The organism is Elusimicrobiota bacterium, from assembly GCA_026388095.1.
Classification (GTDB): domain Bacteria; phylum Elusimicrobiota; class Elusimicrobia; order UBA1565; family UBA9628; genus UBA9628.
Genome location: JAPLKL010000040.1, coordinates 119,270 through 144,833, shown reverse-complemented (window position 1 = coordinate 144,833; position 25,564 = coordinate 119,270). Strand labels below are relative to the sequence as shown.

At 68.4% G+C, this 25,564-nt stretch carries 19 protein-coding genes; all 19 read right to left on the bottom strand.

Translation table 11 applies throughout. The features are described 5' to 3' along the window. Positions 1-4: 4 nt before the first annotated feature. Complete coding sequence (locus NTY77_09300) at positions 5-1,918, bottom strand: hypothetical protein (protein ID MCX5795676.1); 1,914 nt, start codon at positions 1,916-1,918, stop codon at positions 5-7. Positions 1,919-2,106: 188 nt separating this feature from the next. Beyond that, positions 2,107-3,057, bottom strand: a complete 951-nt coding sequence (locus tag NTY77_09295) for an ROK family protein (GenBank protein ID MCX5795675.1) — start codon at positions 3,055-3,057, stop codon at positions 2,107-2,109. Then, complete coding sequence (locus NTY77_09290; protein ID MCX5795674.1) at positions 3,050-4,324, bottom strand: bifunctional folylpolyglutamate synthase/dihydrofolate synthase; 1,275 nt, start codon at positions 4,322-4,324, stop codon at positions 3,050-3,052. The genes NTY77_09295 and NTY77_09290 overlap by 8 nt, the downstream gene beginning before the upstream one ends. Next, positions 4,321-5,574, bottom strand: a complete 1,254-nt coding sequence (gene murA, locus NTY77_09285) for a UDP-N-acetylglucosamine 1-carboxyvinyltransferase (protein ID MCX5795673.1) — start codon at positions 5,572-5,574, stop codon at positions 4,321-4,323. Before murA ends, NTY77_09290 begins: the two co-directional genes overlap by 4 nt. 51 nt (positions 5,575-5,625) lie before the next feature. After that, positions 5,626-6,537 (bottom strand): peptide chain release factor N(5)-glutamine methyltransferase, encoded by a 912-nt coding sequence (gene prmC / locus NTY77_09280; GenBank protein MCX5795672.1) that lies wholly within the window; start codon positions 6,535-6,537, stop codon positions 5,626-5,628. Further along, positions 6,534-7,595, bottom strand: a complete 1,062-nt coding sequence (gene prfA, locus NTY77_09275) for a peptide chain release factor 1 (protein MCX5795671.1) — start codon at positions 7,593-7,595, stop codon at positions 6,534-6,536. The genes prmC and prfA overlap by 4 nt, the downstream gene beginning before the upstream one ends. A gap of 50 nt (positions 7,596-7,645) precedes the next feature. Further along, on the bottom strand, positions 7,646-7,999 hold the full coding sequence (rpmE, locus tag NTY77_09270; GenBank protein ID MCX5795670.1) for a 50S ribosomal protein L31: 354 nt from the start codon (positions 7,997-7,999) through the stop codon (positions 7,646-7,648). Between the two features lie 50 nt (positions 8,000-8,049). Next, entirely contained in the window at positions 8,050-8,943 is an 894-nt protein-coding gene (locus NTY77_09265) for a M23 family metallopeptidase (protein MCX5795669.1), read from the bottom strand. Positions 8,944-9,029: 86 nt separating this feature from the next. Further along, positions 9,030-10,298: a transcription termination factor Rho gene (gene rho, locus NTY77_09260; protein MCX5795668.1), complete on the bottom strand. Its 1,269-nt coding sequence runs from the start codon at positions 10,296-10,298 to the stop codon at positions 9,030-9,032. 112 nt (positions 10,299-10,410) lie between these two features. After that, positions 10,411-11,016, bottom strand: a complete 606-nt coding sequence (coaE, locus tag NTY77_09255) for a dephospho-CoA kinase (protein ID MCX5795667.1) — start codon at positions 11,014-11,016, stop codon at positions 10,411-10,413. Beyond that, positions 11,016-11,864, bottom strand: a complete 849-nt coding sequence (locus NTY77_09250) for a rhomboid family intramembrane serine protease (protein ID MCX5795666.1) — start codon at positions 11,862-11,864, stop codon at positions 11,016-11,018. Before NTY77_09250 ends, coaE begins: the two co-directional genes overlap by 1 nt. Further along, a complete protein-coding gene (locus NTY77_09245) occupies positions 11,864-14,461 on the bottom strand; it encodes a DNA polymerase I (protein ID MCX5795665.1) in 2,598 nt (865 codons plus the stop codon). Before NTY77_09245 ends, NTY77_09250 begins: the two co-directional genes overlap by 1 nt. 55 nt (positions 14,462-14,516) lie before the next feature. After that, positions 14,517-14,846, bottom strand: coding sequence for a thioredoxin (gene trxA / locus NTY77_09240; GenBank protein MCX5795664.1), 330 nt, complete (start codon positions 14,844-14,846; stop codon positions 14,517-14,519). A 110-nt stretch (positions 14,847-14,956) separates the two neighbouring features. Next, positions 14,957-15,184 carry an antitoxin, RHH family protein gene (locus NTY77_09235; protein MCX5795663.1) on the bottom strand — a complete coding sequence of 76 codons (228 nt, stop codon included), beginning with the start codon at positions 15,182-15,184 and terminating at the stop codon, positions 14,957-14,959. A gap of 328 nt (positions 15,185-15,512) precedes the next feature. Continuing rightward, on the bottom strand, positions 15,513-15,923 hold the full coding sequence (locus tag NTY77_09230) for a response regulator (protein MCX5795662.1): 411 nt from the start codon (positions 15,921-15,923) through the stop codon (positions 15,513-15,515). A 26-nt stretch (positions 15,924-15,949) separates the two neighbouring features. After that, positions 15,950-18,661 (bottom strand): S8 family serine peptidase, encoded by a 2,712-nt coding sequence (locus NTY77_09225; GenBank protein ID MCX5795661.1) that lies wholly within the window; start codon positions 18,659-18,661, stop codon positions 15,950-15,952. Between the two features lie 174 nt (positions 18,662-18,835). Further along, positions 18,836-22,978, bottom strand: a complete 4,143-nt coding sequence (locus NTY77_09220) for a hypothetical protein (GenBank protein ID MCX5795660.1) — start codon at positions 22,976-22,978, stop codon at positions 18,836-18,838. A 45-nt stretch (positions 22,979-23,023) separates the two neighbouring features. Then, a complete protein-coding gene (locus NTY77_09215; protein MCX5795659.1) occupies positions 23,024-24,034 on the bottom strand; it encodes a hypothetical protein in 1,011 nt (336 codons plus the stop codon). Then, positions 24,031-25,473 (bottom strand): hypothetical protein, encoded by a 1,443-nt coding sequence (locus tag NTY77_09210; protein MCX5795658.1) that lies wholly within the window; start codon positions 25,471-25,473, stop codon positions 24,031-24,033. The genes NTY77_09215 and NTY77_09210 overlap by 4 nt, the downstream gene beginning before the upstream one ends. Positions 25,474-25,564: the final 91 nt, after the last annotated feature.

Here is a 25,564-nt window from a genome sequence, read left to right as displayed (position 1 = left end):
TGGCCTAAGGCCTGTCTTCCCGCCCGTGGGCCCGCTCCGGGAACCACTCCGATTCCCAGTCATGGACCTTCTGCTGTTCCGCATCGAAGCCTCTGAACTTCATCTCGATGCGGATGCCGAACTCCCTGACATTGCCGGGCCGGAACCGGCAGGTCAGCTTGGTATAGTAGTCGTGCCAGCGCTTGACCACCTGCGCTTCCCGGTCGAAGACGTAAAAAGAGTGCAGCCGCTGGAACCCTCCCGGCGTGAGGACCGAGGAGCGCAGAGCCGCGGTGACGTGCAGGGTCCCGGACGAGTTCGACCAGCCGAACTCGGTGTTGAGATAGTAGCGTTCGGCCTGGGCCAGGTTGTAGCCCACTCCCGCGGTAAGGAAAGTCTTCAGCTCGTCGCCCACGGTGGCGTTGAAGATGGTGTTGCGGTTGCCGGTCCCGAGCAGGTAGTCGTCGCGGAGGGCGAGATTGAAGTCATTACCGGGCGTGAGGATCACGTCGGTCTGGATGGGCTGCAGGCTGTCGTGGAAGCCCACGGCGTGGCTGCGGAACTCCCGGAAGTCGTAGCCGGAACCCACCCGCGCCAGCACCAGGCGCGTGGGACGGTAGGTCTGCACGACCGAAACCAGGTTGGTCTCCACGCCGTAGTCGTCGGCGCTGGTGTCAACGGTGAACGAATCCGGCACGAAACGCCGCGAATAGGTCTGCGTGATATCGAGGTCTCCGGCCAGATTCCTCATTCGCAGGGTGCCGGCGGCGAGATAGCGCCCCACGGTGATGTCGCGCGGGTTGACGGTCCCGGTGCTGGTCGCCAGCGTCTGGTTGTAATAAACATCGCTGTAATTGGCGCGCGGCGTGAAGCTTACGGTCCGAGAGAGCTTGAAGGCGCGCGTGATCTCCCAGGTGCCGCCGACCGATTTCTGGATGAAGGAGCGGCCTCTGAGATAGGTATTGTCCGCGAAGCCGGAGAGGGTATTGAGCCAGGGCAGCCCCAGGAACTTGAGCTGCGCCGAATTCACGTCGAGCCTGGGCGCGCTCTCCGCGGTCTTCACGAAGGTGTGGGTGGAGATGGCGTCGTCCTCGCGGGAGTAGCTCAGGCGGGACGTCACCTGGGGGAGCCGGTAGACCAAGGCCCCGTTGTTCATGAGGTTCGGCGTGACGGGGAAGAGGCTGGAACGGGCGTAATCGTTGTTGAAAAACGCGTCGTTCATCACCTGCACGCGGCCTTGCACCGCGAATGAGCTGGCGAAGGCCTGGTAGAGGTCGCCGGTGACGGACCAGCGCTCGGCCCCGCCTTTGGCTTCGTGGATGTGGTAGCCCGCCAGGACCCCGCGCGCGTCCTCGCCGTCGCGGTGCCAGAGCTCTCCGCCGGTGCCGACTCCCATCGTGGTGTAGTAGTCGAGGAAGAGCTTGGTGCGCCAGGTCCTGGAGTGGTCGGTCACGAGGGTGCCCTTGAGGAAGCCGCCGTTGCGGTGGTCGAAACCGGGCTGGACCTTGAAGCGCAGCAAGTGGGTCTTGGAGAGGGATTTATAGACGAGCGGCATGTAGAACAAGGGCATCTTGCCGAGGAAATACACCACGTTGCGCCCGAACATATAATTGCCCGGCACCACGGTCATGCGGCTGGCGTGGAGATGGTAGTGCGGCGGGACGTAGCTGCAGCTCGTGAAGTCCGCGCCGGTGTAGTGGAGGCGGCGTTTTTCGTCGAGCACCAGGCTCCGGGCGTGGACCCGCCAGTCTCCGTAGCCGGCCGAGGCGTTGAAGAGTTCACCGGTGTGGTCCACGAAGTCGAAGTCGCCAGATGTGCCGGTCACGGCGCTGACCCCGTCGTCGATGAACAGGAACCCCTCTGAGCGGCCCCGGTGGCGCGCCGTGTCGATCCAGAGCTCGGAGCCCTTGAGCGTCCAGGTGGACTCCTTGACGCGCACGTCGCCCTTGAGATGGATGAGCGCCTTGTCGCGGTCGTAGTCCAGGTGCTCCGCCGTGAAGTCCAGGTGCGAGTCCGCGGGGGCCGCGGGCAGCTCGTAGGTCGAAGTGGACGCTGACGGGGAGGCCGGGGCCGCCGCGGCCCGGCCCGCGCAGCCCAGCAGAGAGGCCAGCAGCAGGTCGGTGAGGATCAGGACTCCTCCGAGGCCAGCAGCGCCGCGCCCACGCAGCCGCCGTCAGGGTTGGCCGCGCAGCGCAGCCTGACCGCGCGCAAGGCCGTGCCGAAGGGCCGGCCGCGGAACACGCGGCGCACCGGGCCCAGGAGCCGATCCCCGGCCCGGGACACGCCTCCCAGGAGAATGAGGACCTCGGGATTGACGAGCATGACGGCATCGGCCAGGCCCAGGCCCAGCATGATCCCGGTCCGCTCCCAGACCTCGGCCGCAAGGTCGTCGCCGCGTTCGGCCGCAGCCTTGAGCACCTTCGGGGTCAGGGCTTTGAGGTTGGGGCACAGGTCCCGCAACAGGCGGCCCCGGCCCGGCCGGGCGCGCAGGAGCCGGCGCGCCAGGCGCAGGATCCCATAGGTGCCGGCGTAGGCCTCGAGACAGCCCCGGGAGCCGCAGCGGCAGGGCTCGCCCGGCGAGGCGACTTTGGTATGGCCGATCTCGCCGGCGGTGCCGGTGGCTCCGCGCAGGAGGCGGCCGTCGATCACGAGACCCCCGCCCACTCCGGTGCCCAAGGTCACGCCGATCATGCTGCGCGGCCGGCGCCCGAGCTCGGTCACGTAGGCGCCCCAGACCGCGGCGTTGGCGTCGTTCTCCATGACCGTGGGCAGGCGCAGGCGCCGGCGGAAGGCGTCGCGGAAGGGATAGCCCGGCCAGCCGGGAAGGTTCGGGGTCAGGCGCAGGCGGCCGCGCTCATGATCCACGTCGCCCGCCACCGCGAAGCCGAAAGCCTCGGCCTTGAGGCCCTGCCGGCCCCAGCCCCGTAGCAGGTCGGCGATGCGCTCCACGAAATCGGCCGGCCCGGAATGGGGGTCGGTCGGGATCTCATCCATGCGCAGGATCTTGCCCGTCGGGGTCACGGCCGCGATCTTGGCGAAGGTCCCCCCCACGTCCACGCCGAAAGCGAGCTTAGGCATGACCGCCTCCCGGCGCCTTCCCGATGATCCTGAGCGCCTCCGCGGCCAAGTAGAAAGAGCCGCACACCACGGCGGTCCGCGGCGCGGCCGGGTCGCAGAGCCAGCCGCGGACCGCCGCGGCCGCCTCGGCCTCGACCTGGACCGAGGCGCGGGGAGCCTGGCGGCGCAGCTCGTCGGCCAGCGCAGCCGCGGGCAGGGCCCGGGAGCCTGGCGGGGCGGTGGCGACCGCGTCCGTGAGCATGGACGCCATGCGCCCCACGACCGCGCCCTTGTCCTTGTCCTTCATGAGGCCGAGGATCCAGCGCACCCGGCCCGGGCGGAAACCCTTCAAAGTGCGCGCGAGCTCGCCCATGGCCTCAGGGTTATGCGCCCCGTCTACGACCGCGGTCTTGCCGTGCTTGGTCAGCACGTTGAAGCGGGCGGGCAGCCGCACCCGCCGCAGGCCCCGGCTCCAGGACTCCGCGCTCACTGGGCTGACGCGGTCGAGGACCGCTTTGGCCAGGGCCGCGTTGCCGCCCTGCCGGGATCCCAGCAAAGACAGCGCGAAGCTCCTGCGGCCGTCGCTCAAGACCTGCCGGTTCATCTTCCAATGGACCGAACGGGTCAGGAAAGGCCGGTCCACCACGGTCAGGGGGGCCCGCAGAGCCCCGGCGGTCCTCTTGACCACCGACAGCGCGGCGCCGGGCAGGGTCGGACAGAACACCGGGACCCCGCGCTTGATGATGCCGGCTTTCTCCGCCGCGATGCGCGCCAAGCTCCGGCCCAGCCACTGCATGTGGTCGAAGTCTATCGAGCTGATGACGCAGGCCAGGGGCTTGGGAACTACGTTGGTGGCGTCGAGCCTGCCGCCGAGGCCGGTCTCCAGTACCGCGACCTCGACCCGGCTGCCCTGGAAATGCAGGAACGCGACGCAGGTCAGCAACTCGAAATAGGTGAGCTCATCTTTCGTGTCGGCGGCGAGAGTCCGTCCTAGAAGCCGGGCGAAGTCCCGCTCCGGGATCATCTCCCCGCCGACCTGGATGCGCTCTCGTACGGACTCCAGGTGCGGGGAGAGGTAGAGCCCGGTGCGCTTTCCTTCGGCGCGCAGGACGGACTCCAGGATGGCGCAGGTCGAGCCCTTGCCGTTGGTGCCGGCCACATGGACACAGGGCAGATTCTTATGGGGATTTCCCAGGCGCTTCAAGACGCCCCGCACTCGCGACAGGCCGAGGAGTATCCGGTTCTCCTGCCGCTCGGCGAGGACGCGCAGAGCCTCCCGGAATGTCATGTCTTGACGCGCTTGATGCGCGCTCCGACCGCGCGCAGCTTGGCCTCGATGCGCTCGTAGCCGCGGTCGATGTGATAGACGCGCGCCACCGCGGTACGGCCCCGCGCGGCCAAAGCGGCGACCAGGAGAGCCGCGCCGGCGCGCAGGTCCGAGGCCATGATGGGGGCTCCGCTGAGCCCCTCCACGCCTTGGACCGCGGCGGTCTCGCCGGAGACCGCGATGCGCGCGCCCATGCGGGCGAGCTCGGCCGCGTGCATGAAGCGGTTCTCGAAGACCGCCTCCCTGATGCGGCTGGCGCCTTGGGCCAGGCTCATCCAGGCCATCCAGGGGGCCTGGAGGTCGGTGGGGAAGCCCGGGTGCGGAGCGGTGACGATGGAGGCGGGCTTGGGGCGGCCCTTCATGGAGACGGCGATGTGGCCGCGGCCTTCGCGCACCGTGGCCCCGGCCGCGCGCATCTTGGCGATGAGGGCCTTGAGATGGGCGGACTCCGTGCCCGCCAGAAGCAGGCTGCCCTGAGTCGCCGCGGCCGCGAGCATGAAGGTGCCGGTCTCTATGCGGTCGGGGATGACGCTGTGCTTGGCCCCGCGCAGGGCCCGGGAGCCGCGGATGGTGATGGCGGAGGTGCCGGCTCCGCTGACCCGAGCGCCCATCGCGGTGAGGAAACCGCCGAGGTCCTCGATCTCGGGCTCGCGGGCCGCGTTGAGGATGACGGTGGTCCCGTCCAGGGCCGCCGCGGCCATCATCAGGTTCTCGGTGGCGCCCACGCTGGGGAATTTGAAATGCACGCGGCCGGGCCGCATGGGCGAGTCGAGGATGAGGTCCCCCTGCTCGAGGACGCGCCGGGCGCCGAGGTCTTCGAATCCTTTGATGTGGATGTCGATGGGCCGAACGCCGATGGCGCAGCCTCCGGGGATGGGCACGCGCACCCAGCCGAAGCGGGCCAGCAGGGGCCCGGCCACGAGGACCGAGGCGCGCATCTGCTTGACCAGGTCGTAGGGAGCGCGGGTCTTGAGGGGTTTGTCCGCGTGGACGAAGACGCGGGAGCCGGAGACATCCACGCATTTGCCGATGGCCTCGAGCACCCGGATGGTCAGCCGGATGTCGCGCAGCTTGGTGGGGACGTTCTCCAGGACGCAGGGCTCGTCGGTGAGCAAGGTGGCGAACAGGATGGGGAGCGCGGAGTTCTTCGAGCCGCTGATATGGATGGTGCCGCGCAGGGGCGCGCCGCCGTCGATGATGAAGCGGTCCATGATTACGTTGGAGAATTATACATAAAGGCCAAGGCGGGACGGAGGGTGCGCTCAGAACCGCGCGACCGCGATGCGGTCCAGGCCCTGAAGGTCCTTGCGGACCTCGACTTCCCGACCGCCGGCCTTGGCCAGGATATCCCGGACCGCGGGCCCCTGCGCAGCGCCGATCTCGAGGAGCAAAAAGCCGTCCTTCTTGATGCGCTGCGGCGCGTCCGCCGCGATGGCGCGGATGGCGTCGAGACCGTCCTTGCCCCCATCCAAAGCCAAGCGCGGCTCGTTGCGCACCTCCGGCTCAAGCCCGTCGATCTCGGCCGAAGGTATGTAGGGAGGGTTCGACACCACCAAATCCGCCCAGCCCGAAGCCTTGCCCGCCGGCTTGAAAAGGTCTTCGTGGAGGAAGCGGATGCTGCGGCTCACCCCATGCTTCGCCGCGTTCCTCTGGGCCAACTCCAAAGCGGCAGGGCTGATCTCCGTGGCATAGACCATGGCCCCCGGGACGCTCTTGGCCAAGGCGATGGCCACACAGCCCGTGCCCGTGCCGATCTCCAGGATGACGGGATTAGGCCGGCTCAAAGAGCGCAGGCGGCTTTGCGCCTCGGCAACCAGCTCCTCCGTCTCCGGCCGCGGCACCAGGACCTCCCGCGTCAGCGCGATGTCCAGGCCCATGAAATTCTGCGACTCCAGCACGTACGCCAAGGGGATGCGCTCGCCGCGCTCCTTCACCAAAGCCCAAAAGTGGAAGCCCTGCTTCTCGTCGAGAGGGTGGGAAGAGCCCAGCCTCACATCGTTGCGGCTGGTCTCCAGGACCGCGGCCATGATGAACTCCGCGTTGGCTTCGGCCTCGGGCACTCCCTTCCTCTGGAGGAAAGCGACGGCGTCGGCAAGCCACTCCCGGACTTGGCCCTTCCAGTTCCGGTGGTGAGGGGGAAGCGGCAGCCCCTTCCTGCGGCCTGGCTGGCTCAAGCCTGCGCTTCCTCCAAGGCCTTGCGCCTGGCCTCGACGCGCAAGGCTTCGAGCACCGGGCCGATCTCGCCTTCCATGACGGCGGGCAGGTTGTGCCAGGACTGCTCCAGGCGGTGGTCGGTCACCCGGTTCTGCGGAAAATTGTAGGTGCGGATCTTCTCGGAGCGGTCGCCCGTTCCCACCTGGGAGCGCCGCGCCGAGGCGTTGAGGGCGAAGGCCTTCTCGCGTTCCTGGTCAGCCAGCTTGGCCAGCAGGCGCTTCATGGCCTTCTCGCGGTTGCGTCCCTGGGAGCGCTCTTCCTGGCACTCCACCACGATGCCGGAGGGGAGGTGCGTGATGCGCACCGCGGTCTCCACCTTGTTGACATTCTGCCCGCCCGCTCCACCGGAGCGGTAGGTATCGAATTTCAGGTCATCGGGCTTGATCGCGACCTCGACTTCCTCGACTTCAGGCATCACGGCCACGGTCACGGTGGATGTGTGGATGCGGCCCGAAGCCTCGGTGGCGGGCACGCGCTGCACGCGATGCACCCCGCCCTCGTAGCGCAGCCAGGAGAAGACCTCCTTGCCGGTCACGAAGATCACGGCCTGCTTAAGGCCCTTGAGGCCGGTCTGCGAGAGCTCGTGGACCTCGGTCTTCCAGCCCTTGGCCTCGGCGAAGCGCGTGTACATGCGCAACAGCTCCGAAGCGAAGAGCGCGGCCTCCTCGCCCCCGGCACCGGCCCGGACCTCCAGGAACACGTTGCGCGAGTCGGCCTTGTCCTTGGGCACGAGGTCCAAGCGCAGGGACTCCTCCAACGCGCGGACCTTCTCCGAGATCTGGTGCTTCTCGGCCGCGGCCAGGGCGAGCATCTCCGCGTCGCCGCCCGTCAGCAGGGCTTCCAGGTCCTGAAGCTCCTTGGCGAGACGCTCCAGCTCCTTGACTTGAGCCGCCAGGGGGGCCAGCTCGGCGTGGCGCCGGGAAAGCTCCTTGAGCTCGGGCGCGGCAAGGCCGCCCTGGGAGAGGCGCGCTTCGATCTCCCGGGATTCGGCCGCGAGCTTCTGGAGCTTGGGATCCATAAATGCGCGGTCCCGACCCTGGCGGGCCGGGACCGTTGCGGGACGCGGGTCTAAGCTTCTTTCTTGGCCGGCTTCTTGCCCGCCGGAGCCTCGTCCTTCTTGGGAGCCGTGGTGAGCACGGCGCGGCGCAGGGCCTTGTTGCTCTTGACGGGCTCGAGCGCCTTCTTGACGCTCTTGGCCGGCTTGCGCACCACGGTCTTGCCGCCCGTGGACTCGAAACGCTTCTTGAAGCGCTCCACGCGCCCGGCCGTGTCGACGAGCCTCTGCTGGCCGGTGTAGAAGGGATGGCAGGCCGAGCAGATCTCGAGCTTGATGAGCTCCTTGGTAGAGCGGGTCTCGAAGGTGTTGCCGCAGGCGCAGACCACCTTCGCGTTGGTGTAGACGGGATGGATTCCAGCTTTCATATGGTCTTCCTTCCTCTGTGGATTAGGGAATCATTATAGCAAAAACTTCTTCAGCGCCGGCCAATCTTCTGGGAGGGGTTCACGGGATCGCCGTTGCGGTTGCGCACCTCGAAGTGCAGGTGCGGTCCCGTGGAGTTCCCGGTCGAGCCGACCTTGCCGATGAGGGTCTTGCCGCGCTGGACCAGCTGTCCGACCTTGACCAGGATCTTGGACATGTGGCCGTAGCGCGTGGAGAAGCCGTCCGGATGCCGGATGATGACCAGCATGCCGTAGCCCTCCCGCCAACCCGCCTCGACGACGACCCCGCTGCGCGCGGGGTAGACCGGCGTGCCGTAGGGCTTGGGGATGTCGATGCCCACATGCCGGCGGCGCTCATGGGAGATGGGATGCCGCCGCAAGCCGAAGCGCGAGCTCAGGCGGTGGACGCTGTTGACTGGGTAGTGGTAGGTGTCGAAGTTGATCTTGATGCCGGGCAGCAGGACGCGGCTGCCTTTCTCGAACACATAATCGTCGAGAATTGCGTAGCCCGGCAGGCCGTTGGCCTTGACCACCCACTCCCGGAACTGCCGCGCCTGCTGGCCGCCGCCCTTGAACTTCGCCACGATGCCGCTGAGCGTCTCCGTATCCTTGCGCACCTCATAGAGCATCCCGTCCTTGTTGTGCACGACCAGCTTGCGGCCGCTGCCGAACAGGTAGAGCTCGTCGCGGTTGGTGGCCTGCAGGCTCGCGACCGTGGTCCCGTAGAGCTTGGCCAGGTAGGAGGCGCTGTATTCTCCCTTGTTCACCTTGTGCGAGACCCAAAGCAGGCGCTTGACCTTGCGGAAGGTCTCCGGCTGGGGCTCTTCGGGGCCCGCCGGGGTCAGCACGGAGTAGCGCGACCAGTCGCGCAGGTTGACGGCGGCGGGGGTAGCGGCGGAAAGGGAGGCGGGGAGGAGGAACGACAACAGCGCTAGCTCCCCCCAACGGAACAAACGCCCCCCCTCAAGGGGGGGCGTTTGGAGTTCGGCGCCCTTCGGGCGCCGAACTTCGATCAATCGGCCCCCGACAGCTCTGAGAGCTCCATGGACTTCAAAAACTCCTTGTTGCTCTTGGTGGTCAGCAGCTTGTCGCGCAAAAGCTCCATGGCCTCCACCGAGCCCAGCGGCGCCAGGACCTTGCGCAGGATCCACATCTTGTTGATCTCGTCCTCGGAGAGGAGGAGCTCTTCCTTACGCGTGCCGGAGCGGTTGATCTCGATGGCCGGGAACATCCTGCGGTCGGCGAGCTTGCGGTCCAGGCACATCTCGGAGTTGCCGGTGCCCTTGAACTCCTCGAAGATGACCTCGTCCATGCGGCTGCCCGTGTCGACCAGCGCCGTGCCCATGATGGTGAGGCTCCCCCCCTCCTCGATGTTGCGCGCCGCGCCCAGGAAGCGCTTGGGCCTCTGCAAGGAGGTCGCCTCCAGGCCGCCCGAGAGCACCCGGCCGGTCGAGGGGCAGATGGTGTTGTAGGCCCGGGCCAGGCGGGTGATGGAGTCCAGCAAGACCACCACGTCCTTGCCCATCTCGACCAAGCGCTTGGCCTTCTCCAGCACCATCTCCGCCACTTGGACGTGCCGGTCGGCGGGCTCGTCGAAGGTCGAGGCCACGACCTCGCCCTTGATCGAGCGCTTCATGTCCGTGACCTCTTCGGGCCGCTCGTCGATGAGCAGGACCATGACGACGACGCCGGGGTGGTTGGTCGCGACGGCGTTGGCGATCTTCTGCAGGATGATGGTCTTGCCGGTCTTGGGCGCGGCGACGATGAGGCCGCGCTGGCCCTTGCCGATGGGGCTGAAGAGGTCGATGAGGCGCGTGGTGAGCTCGTTGCGCTCGGTCTCGAGCAGGAAGCGCTCGTCGGGGTGCAGGGGGGTCAGGTTGTCGAAGAAAGGCCGTTCCTTGGGCTGCTCGGCGTCCATGCCGTTGATCTTCTTGACCTGCAGCAGCGCGAAGAAGCGCTCCCCTTCCTTGGGCGGCCGGACGAAGCCCGAGACGGTGTCGCCCTTGCGCAGCCCGAACTTCTTGATCTGCGAGGGCGAGATGTAGATGTCGTCCGGGCCGGGAAGGTAGTTGTAGACCGCCGAGCGCAGGAAGCCGAAGCCGTCGGGCAGGACCTCGAGCACCCCCTCGTCGTAGATCATCCCGTTGGCCTTGAGCTGGCCGTCGAGGATCTTGGCGATCATCTCCTGCTTGCGCAGCCCGGATATGCCCTCGAGCTTGAGGTTCTGCGCGATCTTGCTCAGCTCCGCGATGGTCATCTTGGTGAGCTGGGTCGCGTCCATCTGGGCCACCGGCGGCTGCCGGGACGGCGCCGCGGCTGAGCCGGTGGCGGCGGCGGGGGTGACCGTAGGGGTGACGGCGGGGGTGGTGTCGGCGCTGGTGCTCTCCATCTTCTTATCCTCCATAGATCAGTTCGAACGCCCTGTGATATTCCCGGACCGTCCGGCGCAGCTGGCCGCGGGTCCCGTCGTTGCCGATGACCACATCCGCGCGCCGCGCCTTCTCCGCCAGCGGAAGCTGGGCGGTCATCCGTCGACGCAATTCAGAGACGGGCAGACCGTCGCGCCGGCGCAGGCGCCGCAGGCGCGCGCGCCAGCCCGCCGCGACCACGACGGTCAGATCGAACTCCCGCTCCAGGCCGGCCTCGAAGAGAAGCGGCGCGTCCACGACCAGAAGCCCCCGTCTCCGCGCCCGGACCGTCCGGCGCATCTCGCGCAGGATGACCGGATGGGTCAGACGCTCCAGTCTCCGGCGCCGGCGCGCGTCGGCGAAGACGGCCCGGCCCAGGGCCCGCCGGTCGATCTCTCCATCCGGGCCCAGGACCGCGGCGCCGAAGGCGCGCCGCACCGGCCCGTAGGCCGGTCCGCCCTTGGACAGGACCCGATGGGCCACCTCGTCGAGGCACAAGGTCGCCGCTCCCAGCCCGCGCAGAGCCCGCAAGGCCTCGGATTTGCCGGAGCCTATGCCTCCCGTCAATCCCACCACCAGGACTCTTCCCATCAGTGCTTCATCCGGTCGGAGTAGCGGCGCATGACCTCGCGCTCGTCCTGGGTCAAAGAGTCGAGCCCCTTGGCCAGGATCTTGTCGAGTATGCGGTCCACATCCTCCATGCTGGCCGGGGCCGGCGGCTCGGACTGCGGCGCGCCGCGCGGCCGGGCCGGCCGCCCAGACGTCCGCTTTGAGGAAGCCCGGGCCGGCGGCGCGGCCAGGCCCAACAGGGCCGACAGGGCCGACTTCAGCCGCAGCTTGAGGACCCACCACCAGCGGATATAGACATAGCCGACCCCGAGGCCGGTGAGGTGGGCGAAATGGTCGATGCCGCCGTTGCCCTGGCCCAGCATCATGAAGAACTCCATGGCCCCGCAGAGGATGGCCATGTGCGCGGCCTTGACCGGGATGAAGAAGTAGAGGTAGACCACCGAGTCCGGATAGAGCATCGCAAAGGCCACCAGCAGGCCGAAGAGGGCCCCCGAGGCGCCGATGAGCGGGATGGCGGAGTGCGGCCAGAGCGCGACCTTCACCAGAGCCACGCTCAGGCCGCAGACGAAGTAGAACTTCAGGAACTCCCGGGTGCCCCACTGCGCCTCGATGGCCATGCCGAACATCCAGAGCATGAACACGTTGAAGAGCAGGTGCACGAAGCCGCCGTGCACGAACATGTAGGTCACCGGCTGCCAGACCCAGCGCTCCTGCAGGACCTGCCGGGGCACCAAGCCGAAGAGCCGGATGAAGTCCCCGCCCGCGATGGAGCTGACCACGAACACGGCGACGTTGGCCAGGACGAGGTTCTTGACCCCCGGCGACATGCGCCGCAGGTTGAGAGGCTCGCTGGAGAAGAAGCGCGCCATTACTTGAGGCCCTCCATGTCCTGCCAGTTTTCCCCGGCCTTGACGTCGGCCACCAGCGGCACGTCCAGTTTCGCCGCTCTCTCCATCGTCTCCTTGGCCCAGGAGGCGAAGGACCCGACTTGGCCGCGCGGCACCTCGAAGAGGAGTTCGTCGTGGATCTGCAGGAGCATCCGCGCCTTCCACTTGCCGGGCAAGCCCCGGTCCACCGCGATCATGGCGAGCTTGATGATGTCCGCCGAGCCCCCCTGGATGGGAGTATTGCGCGCGGCGCGCTCCGCGAACTGCCGCAGGGCCGTGTTCTTGGCGTGCAGCTCGGGCAGGTGCCGGATCCGGCCGAAGGGGGTGCGCACGAGACCGTCGCGGCGCGCGGCCTCCAGGTTCTTGGCCACCCAGGCCGCGACCCCGGGATAGCGCGCCAGGTAGTCTTTGATGTAGCGCCCGGCCTCGCCCTGGGGGATGCCCAGCTCCGCGGCCAGGCCGAAGGCGGTCTGACCGTAGACGATGCCGAAATTGATGGCCTTGGCGCGGCGGCGCATCTCCTTGTCCACCTGCTCCGGCGGCACGTGGAAGACCTCGCTGGCCGTGCGCCGATGGATGTCCTCGTTCTCACGGAAGGACTCGGAAAGGGTCTCGTCGCCCGAGACGTGCGCCAGGACGCGCAGGTCGACCTGGGAATAGTCGGCGGAGACCAGCACGCAGCCCTCCCGGGCCACGAAGGCCCGGCGTATCCTCTGCCCCGCCGGGGAACGGACCGGGATGTTCTGCAGGTTGGGGTCGAGGCTGGAGAGCCGGCCGGTGGCCGTGCCGGTCTGGTCGAAATGGGTATGGACCCGCGAGTCCTTGGGGTCCAGGCGGGCCAGCAGCCCGTCGATGTAGGTGCTCTTGAGCTTGGCCAGCTCCCGGAAATCCAGGACTTTGGCCGGGATGGGATGCTGCTTGGCGAGGATCTGCAGGGCTTCCTCGTCCGTCGAGCGTCCGCCCTTGGCCGTCTCGTGCGGCACAGGCAGGCCGAGCTTGTCGTAGAGGAGCACGCCCAACTGCTTAGGGGAGCTGGGATTGATCTCAGCGCCGGCCAGACGGTCGATCTCGTCGCGCAGCGCGGCTATGTCGGCCTCGAACTCGGTCAAGAGCCGCCCCAGATAGGCGCCATCCACGGCCACACCCGCGGCCTCCATGCCGCGCAGGATCTCGCTGAGCGGCATCTCCATCTCGTCGAAGAGCTTGCGCACCCCGGCGCTGTCCATGCCTTCGGCCATGACCTCGTGGTCCAAGGCCGCGGCCGCGCCGCTGAGCAGCTCCGCGCGCAGGTCCTTGCCCGAGGCCCGGCGGCCCGATTCCGCGGGGTTGATGCAGTAGGCGGCGAGCATGGTGTCGAAGGACCGTCCGGAAGCGCCGATGCCCGCGGTCTCCAGGGCCGCGCGCGTCTCCTTGAGGTCATAGCCCACCTTGAGGGCCGGGCCCGAGAGCAACTTGGTCAGATGCGCGGCCTCGCGGCGCAGGAGCGCCTCGTCCAACACCGCGGTGCGGCCGTCGGGAAGCCCCACGGCGGCCAGGACCGAGCCCGCGGCCAGGTCCGGCTTGGGGTTGCGGCGCGCCGTCACGGTGAGGGTCTTGGCATGGGCGAGTTCCGCCCGCAGTTCAGCGAAAGGGACCTCGCGGGCGGCGGTGCTTCCCGAGGACGCCGGGGAGGCCTGCGGCGCCGCGGGCTCAGGCTCGGTCAGGGCGCCGTCGCCGCTGCGCGGCAGCATCTCCTTGAGCAATGAGCCGAATTCCAAGCGGCCGAATACGGCCCTGAGCGTCTCTGCGTCGGGCTCGGGCAGCTTGCAGGCGGAGGGCTTGGCCTCGACCGGGACCTTGGTGTCGAGAGTGATGAGCTCCGTGGCGGTCGCCGCCGTCTTCTCCCCCTCGACCAAGGCCTGGGCGGTCTTGGGGGGTATGGAGGGGTCCGCCGCCTTGGCGGCCTTGAGCGCGTCATGCAGGGTTCCGAATTTCTTCAAGAGCTTGGCCGCTCCGACCGGGCCGATGCCGCGCACGCCCGGGACGTTGTCCGAGCTGTCCCCGATCAAGGCTAGGTAGTCCACCACGGCCTGGGGGCCGACGCCGAGTTTCTCCTCTATCTGGGGGGCGTCCATGTAGACGTTCTTGGAGGGGTTGAAGACGCGGATGCCGGGGCCGACGAGCTGCAGGACATCCTTGTCGCCGGTGACCAGCACGGCCTCGTAGCCGTCCTTCGCCCCGGCCTTGGCCAAGGTGGCCATGAGGTCGTCGGCCTCGAAGCCCGCTTTCTCCACGCAGACGAAGCCCATGGCCTCGACCATGTCGCGGGCCTGCTTGAGCTGGAAGACGAGGTCCTCGTCGGTCTCCTTGCGGGTGGCCTTGTACTCGGGGAAGAGCTTGTGCCGGAAGGTGGGCTCGGGCCGGTCGAAGCAGACAGCCATGCGGTCGGGCTTGTCGCGCTTGAGGATCTGCAGGAGCATGCGCGCGAAGCCGTAGAGCGCGCCCACCGGCTCGCCCTTGGAGTTGGTCAGGGGCGGCAAGGCGTGGTAGGCCCGGTGCAGGAAGGCGTGGGCGTCGACGAGGTAGAACCTAGGCTTCATCAGGAACGGCGGCCGCTATCGTTTCGGGTTTATGCAGGACGGCGAAATCTAAGGTCTAGGCTTTGGTGAAGAGGGATTCCAGTATCTTCTTGATCTCGGCTTTGGAATGCACGCCCACGAGCTGCTCGGCAACCTTGCCGCCCTTGAAGAACAGGAGGCTGGGGATGGCGGAGATGCGGTAGGTCCCCGCCGCGTTGGGGTGCTCGTCCGTGTTGAGCTTGGCCACGCGCACGCGTCCCTTGTACTCCTCCGCGATCTCCTTGACCACGGGCGCCAGCATGCGGCAGGGGCCGCACCAGGGAGCCCAGAAATCGACCAGTACGGGCTGGGGGCTCTCGAGGACTTCTTTCTGGAAGGTGGCATCCGTCAATTCGATCTCGGCCATCGATTTTCTCCTGGGGTTTTTTGTAAGAGGAAGGCGTCTTGCGACCGCCTGCTTCAGGCGTAATCTTATGATAGCAGGACCACTACGCCAAGTCAAGAAAATTTCCGCGTCTACTTCCAGACCTCGCCATGCGTCAGCCAACCGTCCTTACCCCCGGCCTTCATGCGCTTGCGCGCCAGCGCCGCCAATCCCCGGTCTTCGATATCTTTACAGGCGTCGCGGATGAGGTCACGGGCCGTGAGGGAGAGGTTCGTCCCGTTGGCCTTGGATATGGCCAGGACCTTGGCATAGAGGCCGGGCTCCAAGGTCACGAGCAGGCGCGGCTTCTCGGTGGGCATATTCTCAGTGTATCACTAGTGATTCACCATGTCAAGGGGCACGCATACTCGAATTCACCCAGTTCTTCGGGCACGACCAGCAGACAGCATGCCGTCCTGACATTCCGACGGGCGAAGCCCGTCGGAATCCCGCGCACGCAGCGCGGAACAGACCCGGCTTGGGAACTGTGTCCGGCCACAGCATGGCCCCGACACATTCGTGTCGGGGCGGGTTCCGGCGCTGCGCGCCGGAACCTCATTCAAGACGACGCTGAAAGTGGGTGATGTCGGGGCACGCATACCCTGGGCTGACCCCGCCAAGGAGGATGAGACTAAGGTCGGAAACGGCTCAGGCGAATTCCGCAGCAGGTCTTTTCAAAACGCCGCAGATCTCGGCCCAAAGGTCCTCGATGGTGATGGGCTTGGGCAAGAACGCCGAAGCCCCGGCCAAAAGCCCCTCAACGCGGTCGCGCGGATCGTTGTAGCGCGTGGAGGCGGAGATGAGGACGATGGGAAGCCCCGCCAGCCCGGCGGTGTGGCGGATGCGCCGGCACAGGTCGAAGCCGTGCATGTCCGGCAGGCGCACGTCCACGATGACGATGGAAGGCTTACCCTGAGCCAGCGCGGCCAGGCCGTCGGCGGCCGTGCCCGCCCCGCGCACCTTGACCCCGCGCAAAGCCATCACGTCCGCGAAGGTCTCGCGGAAATGCGCGTCGTCCTCGATGATGCAGATGGAGAATTCTTCGGCCGGGACTCTCATTTTATTCACCTGGGGCGACTCCGCCCCTACCTGCCTCCGCCCAAGGCCAGCTGCAGCCGTCCGAGCAGCGACGTGCGCAGAGGCAGTTCCGGATACCGAGTCAGAAGATTGTGGCGCTGCGTGTAGTACTTCTCATACTCCCCGGTCTTGTATTCTTCGGCATCGCTGCGGGCGATGCTCTGGTCGAGCGTCATGCGCAGGTGGGTGTCCTGGATCTGCCGGGGCATATGGCCCAGCGCCCGGTACTCCCAGACCGCGCCCTCAGGAATCGCGGCCGCGGCCCGCAAGCGGGCCTGGCGGGCCTGGCTGCGCGCCGCCAGAGACACCACCGCGCGGGCGGCGAAACTGGGGATGACCGGAGTCATGACCTGGGAGATCGCCTTGAAAGCGGCGTCCAGGTCGATGAAGCCCTGCCCCTCGGCGTCCGCGCTCTGGCCGGTCTTGACCAAGGTGGACATGACGCCGTTGACGATGGCGTCGAGCTTCTCGCCGATGGTGGTCACGCCGAAGACCATGGCCAGCAGAGCGAGGGCTCCGGCCACGGCCGGGGTGGCCATGGAGGTGCCGGAGATGGCCTTGAGCGGGCCGAAGACCGGGTCCACGCGGTCGGCCTCGTTGGCCTGCGTCGTGGGCCAGGCGCCCTCGGTGTTGTAGCCCACCGCGCTGAGGTCGGGCCGGTGGTCCTTGTAGTTCGGGTCGTGCGAGGTCATCGGCGAGCCGGGGCCGCGGGAGGAGAAGTAGGCGACCTTCTTCGCGCGGTCCGTGGCGGCCACGGAGACCACGCGGATGGCGCCGGTCTTGGCGTCCTTGTAGCTGACGATGGCGGGCGCGCCCACGGTGTTGGCGCGGGGGCCGGCGTTGCCCGCGGCGAAGACCATGATGTGGCCTTCCTGCGCGAGCTTGCGCACGAGCTGGGCGTCCGGACCCTGAGGGTCGCCCTGGTCGTCGCCCCAGGAGTTGGAGACGATGAGGTTGCCGTCGTTGCCGGCCATGGTCAGGGCCTTGAGGATGTCGTCCAGGGTGGCCCCGCCGTCCGCGGTGAAGACCTTGTAGTGGGTGAGGTTCTTGAGCCAGGGCGCGAAATTGAGGATCATGCTGGTAACCCAGGAGCCGTGGCCGTTGTCGTCGATGTTGGGCCCGCTGGTGGCGTTGACGAGGGCCTTGAGGCGCTTGAGCAGAGGGTGATTGACGTCCGCGCCCGTGTCGATGACGCCGACCGCGGGCTGCGGGATGGCGGCGCCGAAGAGCCGGAGGACCAGCCGGCCCCAGAAGCCCAGCTCGGGCGCGCCCCAGACCTTCTTGGCCAAGGCCTGGACCGTGTCGGCCTTGGATATCTTGAGGTTCTCGTCCATGCCCACGGCGCCGCGGCCCACGGGGTCCATATCCTCGGGCTTGACCGGCACGGGCTCGACGATGTGGCGCCGGGCGTTGTCGTAGACCTTGAAGCCGCGGCCTTCCAGGAGCGCGCGGAACTCGGCGGCGCGGCCGGCCTCGACGCGGATGGTGGCGGCGTTGATGCGCGCGTAGGTGGCGATGGGTGTGGCGTTGTAGGCGGCCATGGTGTCCGCCTCCAGGCCGGCGTTGCCGAGCTGCATCATGATGCGCTGCTGGGCGAACGCGTAGAGGCTGACGCCGCCCCTCTGGTTGACGTCCACCAGGGAGAGGTGCTCGTCGCGGGTGAGGGGCTTGGCCGTGTCGCCGAACATCACGATGAGGTCCACGGGCCGGTTGTCCAAAGAGACGGGAGCCGCGGCCGTGTTGGCCGGCACGCCGGCCGGGGCGAAGAGGCTGATGCTGGCGGAGAGTCCGGTCACCGGAGACTTGAAGAGCTCGGAGCCCCCGCTGCGGCCGCCGCCGTCCCAGGAGTCGCCGCTGTCGCGGGAATCCGGGCCGGTGTCGCGGTTGGGGTCGCGGCTGGGATTGCCCAGCGGGTCGATGCCGCTGCCCGAGCCGTCCGGGTCGGCGACGCGGTCGTCCGAGCCGCGGTCGTAGTCCGGCATGCCCTTGGAGCCCTTGCTGCTCTTCGAGAAGGAAAGGCCCTTGAAGAGCTCGGAGCCGCCGCTGCGGCCGCCGCCGTCCCAGGAATCGCCGCTGTCGCGGGAATCCGGGCCGGTGTCGCGGTTGGGGTCGCGGCTGGGGTTGCCCAAGGGGTCGATGCCGCCGCCCGAGCCGTCCGGGTCGGAGATGTGGTCGTCGGAGCCGCGGTCGTAGTCCGGCATGCCCTTGGAGCCCTTGCTCTTGGTAAAGGAAAGCACCATGCGCTGGAGCTGGGTGAAGGCGCCCCAAACGAGGCCGTTCTGGGCCTGGCCTGGCTCGGCCTTCGGCAGAGCCTTCACGAGGCCTGCCGCCTGGTGAGCTCCGGCCTGGATGACGGCCTCACGGATGATGATAGGAGTGACGCCGGCCTGCGGCGCGGCTGTGACCGGAGACTGGGCCGTGACCGGGACAGCCGTCTGCATCGGGGCGGCCAGGATCTGCGACTTGAGCTGAGGCACCGGGCTGTTGGCGTTGAGGGTCCCGGAAAGTGAGGTACCGGTGAGGCTGATCGAGGGTGCGGCGGTCATGCCGCCGGTGTTGGTGAGGGACGCGCCGACCGCGCTCATGCCGGCGTTGGCCGGAACGGCCTGGACCTGGGTCTGCACGACGGCCGCGGCGGCCCGGTAGCAATCGAAGCCGGGGGTGACGCCGAGCATGCAGGCGCAGATGATGAGGGAAAGGGTGGTCTTGATTGTCTTCATGCACCCATTATAGCGGGGTCCGGGCACGGGCCGTGCGGGTCCTAGGTCCCAAAATGGGCGAAGCAATCGGCCCAAGGCCGCTGGGCCCGGTGCGGACGCGGGCAGGGGCCAACCGGAGGCTGGACCATGGGCCCATGGGGAAGGCTCGCCATGGGCCTGAGATGTCCGCGCGGGCTAGGCCGCTTTCGGCTGGCTCAGGTCCGGAGGTTTGGGGGCATCTTCCTTCCTGCGCCACAGGCCGCCGGCCGAGTAGCAGCCCCAAGCCCAGCGCGCCCAGGAGATCAAGGCCTGCGCCAGCCACAGGGACCAGGCCAGCATGCCCAGACGGTAGAACCACAGCGGGAAGGTCAGTGCCCAAGGCCGAGGCAGGACCGGGCCGGCGCGGTCGTTGTACCACCGGAGCAAGGAGGCATGGGAGCCGTTGCCCGCGATCTGCATGTCCGGCTGTCCCAGCAGGCCCTGCTTGATGGCCATGAACAAGGCCACGGCCGCCGCCAAGGTCAAGACCGCCAAGGCCATCTGCGCCAACTGGTGGTCCCTCCATCTCTTCGGCACGAGCGCGCCGCGCAGTCCCACCAGCAGGAACCAGCCGGCCACCAAGGCCGAGCCCATGAGGCTGGCCTGGATCATGCCCACCGAGAGCAGGAACCACGCCCCCCAGGTCAAAGGCGTCAAGCCGGTCCTGGAAAGTCCGAAGCAGACCAACGCCGATACGACCAGGAAGCTCCAGAACAACACCACCGGTCCCATGCCCCGGCCGCCCAGCAGCAAGGCCCAGCGCCGCGCCGGCATGGTGATGGAGACATGGGAGTTGACGCTCGGCGCGCCCAGGTCGACGGCTGGCGCGCGGTAGAAGAGGCGCGCGCCGCCGTCCTGGCGCCAGGAGACCTCGACCGTGTGCGCGCCCGGCGCCACCGGCACCGACAGCTTGTCGCCCTCCAGCCGTATCGGCCGCGCGGCCCCATCGATGCGCACGGAGAGCAGGTCGGCGCCCGCGGGCAAGGCCAGCACATGCTGGCCGCCGCGGCTGCTGCGCAAGGCGACGGTCAAGGCCGCCTCGGTCGCGCGCAGGCCGGGCTTGAGCTCCAGCACGCTCTGGTCCATGGTCAAGGTCTGGCCCATGGCGGCGGCCGGCCGGCTGATCGTCACGGCCACGGACTCGCCCGGCCAGGGGCGGAAGGCGTAGGAACGTGGCGCCGCGCCGGGTTCCTGATGCATGGCCGGCACCCCCTCGGCCGTGACATGCCACAGAGGGCCGGGCTCGACGCGCCAGGACTCGGCCCAGAGCGTGTTCCTGGGCGCGGACAAGGCCAAAGACGGCGTCTCCTTGAGCACCGAGGACCAGACCACGGTCATGGCCTGGGCCGGTATGTTGACCTGGGCGTTGCCTTTGACCACGCGCAGATCGGAAGAGGTCACGGACTCGCCGGGCAGCAAAGGGATCTCCGCCACCACGGGCGTGCCCGTGGGCGTCAGGCGCGTCACGAAGGTGTCCACGGTCCAGGAGAGGCCGAAGCGCAAGGTGCGCTGGACCATGAGGAAGGGCGGGAAAGTCCCCTGGGCCCGGGCCGAGGCGGTCGGGACCGCGGCCGCGCTGCGCGAGCGCGAAAGCTGGAGGTTGGCCTCGGGCCGGCCGTCCTCGCGCACTCCGTGCAAGGTCCAGCCGGAGACGGAAGCGTCCACGCGGCGCGGCCGCAGGGGCAAGGAGACCTGCACCGCGTCGCTATCCGGCAAAGGGCCTTCCAAGTTCAGCTGGTGCGAGCCGGCGGGTATGACGGCCCACAGCTGGCCGTCCTCGGCCCGGCGCACCGATGCGCCGGTTCCATCCAAAGAGGCGCGCGTGGGGGTCCAGTCGCGGCCGCCCGTGGGGATGGGTACCGCTGTCGCGGCGGCGGCCTGGATTTCCAGCTTGAGGCTGAGCCATCTGCCCGCGGCCGTCACCTGCAGGCGCGGGCTCTCCGCGCAGAGCGGAGCGCATTCGGGCTTTTCCAGCAGCCTGCCGCGCAGCTCGTCGAGCAGCTCGCGCGGCGGGAAGCTCTGCGCGCCGGCGCTCATAGGCAGGACGGCGATGAGCAACAGCGCGGCGGCCCTCATCTTGGGACGGGGACCCAGCGCGCGCAGGCGCCTGAGCCAATCCTCGACCGGGAAGCCGCCCAAGAGCAAAGCCAGCGCGGCGATGAAGAAGATGCGCGCGAAGGCCAGGACGAGGTTCGCGGCCGGGCAAAGCAGCCAAAGGCGCATGCGGTGGCCCTGCGGGACCGGTCCGCTCCAGGTCAGAGACGCCGTGCTCCACTGCCAGTACGGGATTCCGGGGCCAGTGGTCACCCGCGCGTTGGGGTCGCGAGCGAGTTGGTTCTGCAGGAGATTCCTCCCCGGGTAGGCCCGCACATAATTCATCTGCATCTGTCTGGCAGAGCTCCTCTTGAGAGCTTTTTCCACGGAGCCAAGCGAAGCCGCTATTTGCATGGCCGGCGCGGCCGGCATATTCCGGCCCGCGTCCACTTCGGTCTCCATCTGAGCCTCGTCCGACACGGTCTCGGCCGGCGACGCAGGCTCGACCATGTCTCCACCTCGCGGCTGGACGGAGAGAGGGTGTTCCAAGATGGGGAAGAGACCCGTGCGCGCCTGGGTCAGGAAGAAGGGCAGGCAGACCATGGCCAGGACGGCCCAAGCGCCCCGGCGGGCCCACAGCACCGTCTTGCCCGCGGAGGGATGCTCGGCCAAAGCCCGGTGCAGCGCAGCGCACAAAATGACCAACAGCCACAGCCAGCGCGGAGCCCCCGGCTCATGCCAAGCCAAGCCCAGCCCCACCAAGGCGGTCAGCCCCCAAGGCCGGCCGAAGAGCTTCTGGAACGCGGCCACGGCGATGAGCAGCAAGAAGAAATCCAGCAAGGTCCAGGCCCCGGTCCAGGTCGAGGAGGCCTGGTCCACGCCGCCGGCCGCGAACAAGCGCCAGCCCGGAGGAAGATGCAGTAGGGCCGACACGGACTCGAAGTCATGCCGCCAGCCCGCCGCCGGCGGACGCCGGCCTTCGAAACGGCTGTCCGCCGTCACGTTGACCTCCTGCCTGCGCATCTCCAGCCCGGCTGCGGCGCCGCTGGTCAAGGAAGTGAGGAACTGGTCCTCGTCGTCCACGGAGACCCGGCCCAGGTCCGTGCCCGGCGCCGCATCCAGCCGCCAGCTCCGGTTCAAGGTGCCCTTGATGCGGTCGCGCGCGGAGAAGCCCCGTCCGTCGAAATCCAGCCAGAGCTCGCGCGAAAGGCTCAGCCGGTCCGCGGGCGGCGGGTCGTCGCCGCGCCGGCGCTGGACCAGCCGCAGGACGGTCCCCGGCTTGACCAAGAAAGCGGGCAGGCTCTTCCAATCCTCGGGCAGCTGCGTCTGCTGCGGGTCCAGCGCCGGCGCGCCTTCCAGGTCCGCCTGGCGCAGGTCCGGCTTGGCGTCGAAGACCCAGACCTCGTCGTTGTCCCAGGTCCCCCCCGGAACCGGAGCGCGCAGTTCTTCTTCCTGGCTCGCGCGCCGGGCGGAAAGGGCCACGTCCCAAAGGCCCGCGCGCACCTGCACGCGCAGATGCCCGTCCGGGTCCAGACGGGCCGGGATGGGGCTGACCAGGGCCATGGGCGTGAAGCCCTCGGGCAAGGCGCGGCCCAGCACGGCCTCGCGATCCGGTCCCGAGACCTTGAGCTGCACGCGCGTCAACAGCTGCAGGGGCACCTCGTCTACGAGGCGGCGATGCACCGTGACCACGATGCGGGCCTCCTCGCGGCTCGTCACCGGCCTGGCCTTGGCCTGCAGCCAAAGATGGTTGAGCTCATCGCGCTGCGGGAACTCCACCGCCTCGCCGCGCACCGCGAGCGCCAGCAGGCCCGTCTCCGGCGGGACCACCAACTGCTCGGGCAGGCGCTCCCAGCGGAAAGAACCGGTGATCACATGCGCGCCGGCCTTCTTGAGGAAAAGCGCGGGGCTATCGCCGCGGCGCAGCACCAGGCCCGGGCCGCCGTCGAGCCGCACGTCCTGCGGCCAATGCTCGGAGCCGCCCGGCAGCACGGCCCAGCCCGGAGCCTCCACGCGCCAGCCTTGCTCGAAGCGGCCGCCCTTCTCATCCAAGGCCAGCTTCAAGGCGCCGGGCCAGAGGCATTCCTTGCGGTCCTGGCCGTGGAAGAAGGAGCACAAGGCGCCTTCCTGCCCTTTGAGCACCCAGGAGATCCAGCCCTGCAGGGGTCCGGGGACGTCTTCACGGGCGATGGGAGCGGCCGCGGCGGAGGCGGTCAGGCCGAGGATGATGAGGAAAGAGGAGAACTTGGCGGGCAGATCCTTCATGAGGCCCCCTGGACCGAGAGATTCCAGCTTGGGCCGAGTATAGGACTATTGCGGCGGCAAAGGCAACAGGTCGTACTGCTCGCGGGCGAAGCGCAGGAAATCCTCATCCATGGGCTTGCCGGCGTCGAGGTAGGCCCGGATGCGGCCCTGCAGGGCCTTGGCCAGACCGCAGGTGCGCTGGTCGTAGCCGCAATCCTTCCACCAGTCCTTCTCCTTGCCCGTGACCTTCACCTCGGCCCAGATGCCGGCGTTCAGCGCCAGGGGCTCGTCGAGCAGGCCATGGAGCCCGCTGCCCGCGATCGCCTCGCGCAGGCGGGCCAGCTTCTTGGGCCTGCGGTCGTCGAGCAGGTGGCACATCTCGTGGAAGATGACGCCGTAGCTGCTGGCCAGCTGCTCCTCGCTGAGCGTGTCTTCGTCGATCGGCATCTCGAGGCTGAAGACGTCTCCGAGCAGCGGCTGGCGGCCGCCGTGCCCGCCCGGCACGGGCGCCAGCGCGATGAGCAAAGGGGCGTCGTTCTTGGCCTGGAAGAACGCCGCAGCTTTGGCGTGCAGCGCGGCGAAGTCGGTCTTGCGGGAAAGCTCGGCCAGCTGGTCCTGGAAGGCCCGGACCTTGTCCAGCGAGGGCCGCCAGACCAGCTCTTCGTAGGCCGGCTCGAAGTCGGAGAGGACCTCGCGCATGATCTGCGCGTCCCTGGGCTTGGGCATGACCCGGCGGAGCTTGCGGCGGAAGTCCTGCATGTCGCGGGACTTGGCCGCAGCGACGGTGATGTCCCTCCAGAGCCCGGGCTCGTCGCAGGCCGGCTTGTAGCGGTGGAAGTCGTTGCGCAGCTCGGGGGTGTTGAACCGGCTCTTGTCGAAGAGCTCGCCGAGGTCGCGTTGGTCCCAATCCTGGCGGCTGGTCAAGGCGCAGAGGAAGTTCCAGAGGCCGTGGCTGCGGCTCACGCGCAGGACCGCGCGCGGCGCGGCGCGGGCAGCCGTGGCGAAGGGCGCGTCATATACGTCCGCGGCCTGGACGCAGGCGGCCAGGGCCGGGACGAGAGCGAGCCAGACGATCATGCCGAGAGCTTTCCGGCCTTGGCCTTCTGCTCGTGCTTCCGGCTGTACACGTAGCTCATCCAGGCCACCGCGGCGTACAAGATGTTCTGGGCCGCGTAGATGATGAACTGCAGGCGCTGCGGGGAGCCGGCCGGCGCCTCTATGGCCTTCTGCAAGGTCCAGGCGATGAAGCCGGCGGAAGCGGCGGAGAAGAGCAGGCTGAAGAAGGGCGTGAAGCCCGTGGGCGCCTTCCTCTTGAAGATGGCCGAGACGTCCGGGGCGAAAAGGAACAGGAAGGCCGCGCCGGTCGCCACCTGGATGGCCAAGGTCAGCGCGGAGACGCCGGCCTTGCCCAGCAGGGCCGGCAGAAGAGCGGGCAGCACGGCCGCGGCGGCCGCGTAGAGACCGAAGCTCACGGCCAGCAAGGCCGCGCTGGCCGCGGCGGTGGCAGCCACGGCCCTGGCGCCTGAAAGCGTCACGCCCTCATGCGCCAGCACCTTGCCGATCAAGAGCGGCGCGACCAAGGTCAGGGCGCCGAAGATGTTCTGCACGCCCCAGAAAAGCTGTCCGGCCAAGGGCGCGCTGATGAGGCCCAAAGCCAAGGATGCGCTCATGCCCAGAAGAGCCCGCTTGATGGGCGTGGCCCCGTGATGCCCGTCCTCGAAGGTTTTGAGCATCTGCGGCACCGCGAAGACGAAAGCCAGGCCGTTGCCGATGTAGTAGCCGGCCGTGCCGACCAGGTCCAGGACTGCGGTCCAGGACGGGACTTGGACGGCGGCGCTGGTGAAGGCATGCTGGATGCCGATGAAAGCGATGCCGGTCGCGGCGCCGCCGGCGAGGTTGATGCCGGCGCGGCGCAGGCCCGAAGTCGTCCTCTTGGACGCGGCCGGGGCGGCGGCCACCGGGACTTCCAAGGGGGACGCTTCGGCCTCAATGGCTCCGGTCCGGATATCGCCCTCGAAGGGCATGGCCGCAGCCGTGGTCGCGTCTTCGTTGGAGACTTGGCGCGACAGGACGGCGGAGACTTGGTCCTGGCTCGTCTGCAGGCTGGCCAGAGGGCTGGCCGCGGGCTCTTGGGGCTTTTCCGAGGCCGGGGCCGCAAGGAGCGCGGCGGAGCGCGCCAAGACCGGGACGGCTGAGGGTATCTGGGATTCGACCGGCGCCGCCAAGAGCACCGGCTGGGCGTGATCCACGACTGTCGGGTTGGAAACGGGGAGCTGGGAGAGCGCCGCGGGGGCCAGCGAGAGCGAGCGCGCGTTGTCGGAAAGCGTCGACTGCCCCAGGACAGAGGCGGAGCCCATCTTGGCCGGGGCCGTGCCGACCGGGGCCGTGCCGGATATGGGGCTTGCGACCACCTCGGCGAAAGCCTCGTAGCAGCCCAGGCCGGGGCTCAAAAGGATGAGGGCCGCGGCCAGGACCGCCGCGACGCCTTGCTTGAGCCTGCTGATAGGGGCCTTCATAGTCATCCTCACCTTAAGAATAACAGTCGTTCTGAGGTTTGGAAGGGGTCTAAAGGCCGGGGGGCTGTGGGTCCTGGGCCCGGCCTTTGCT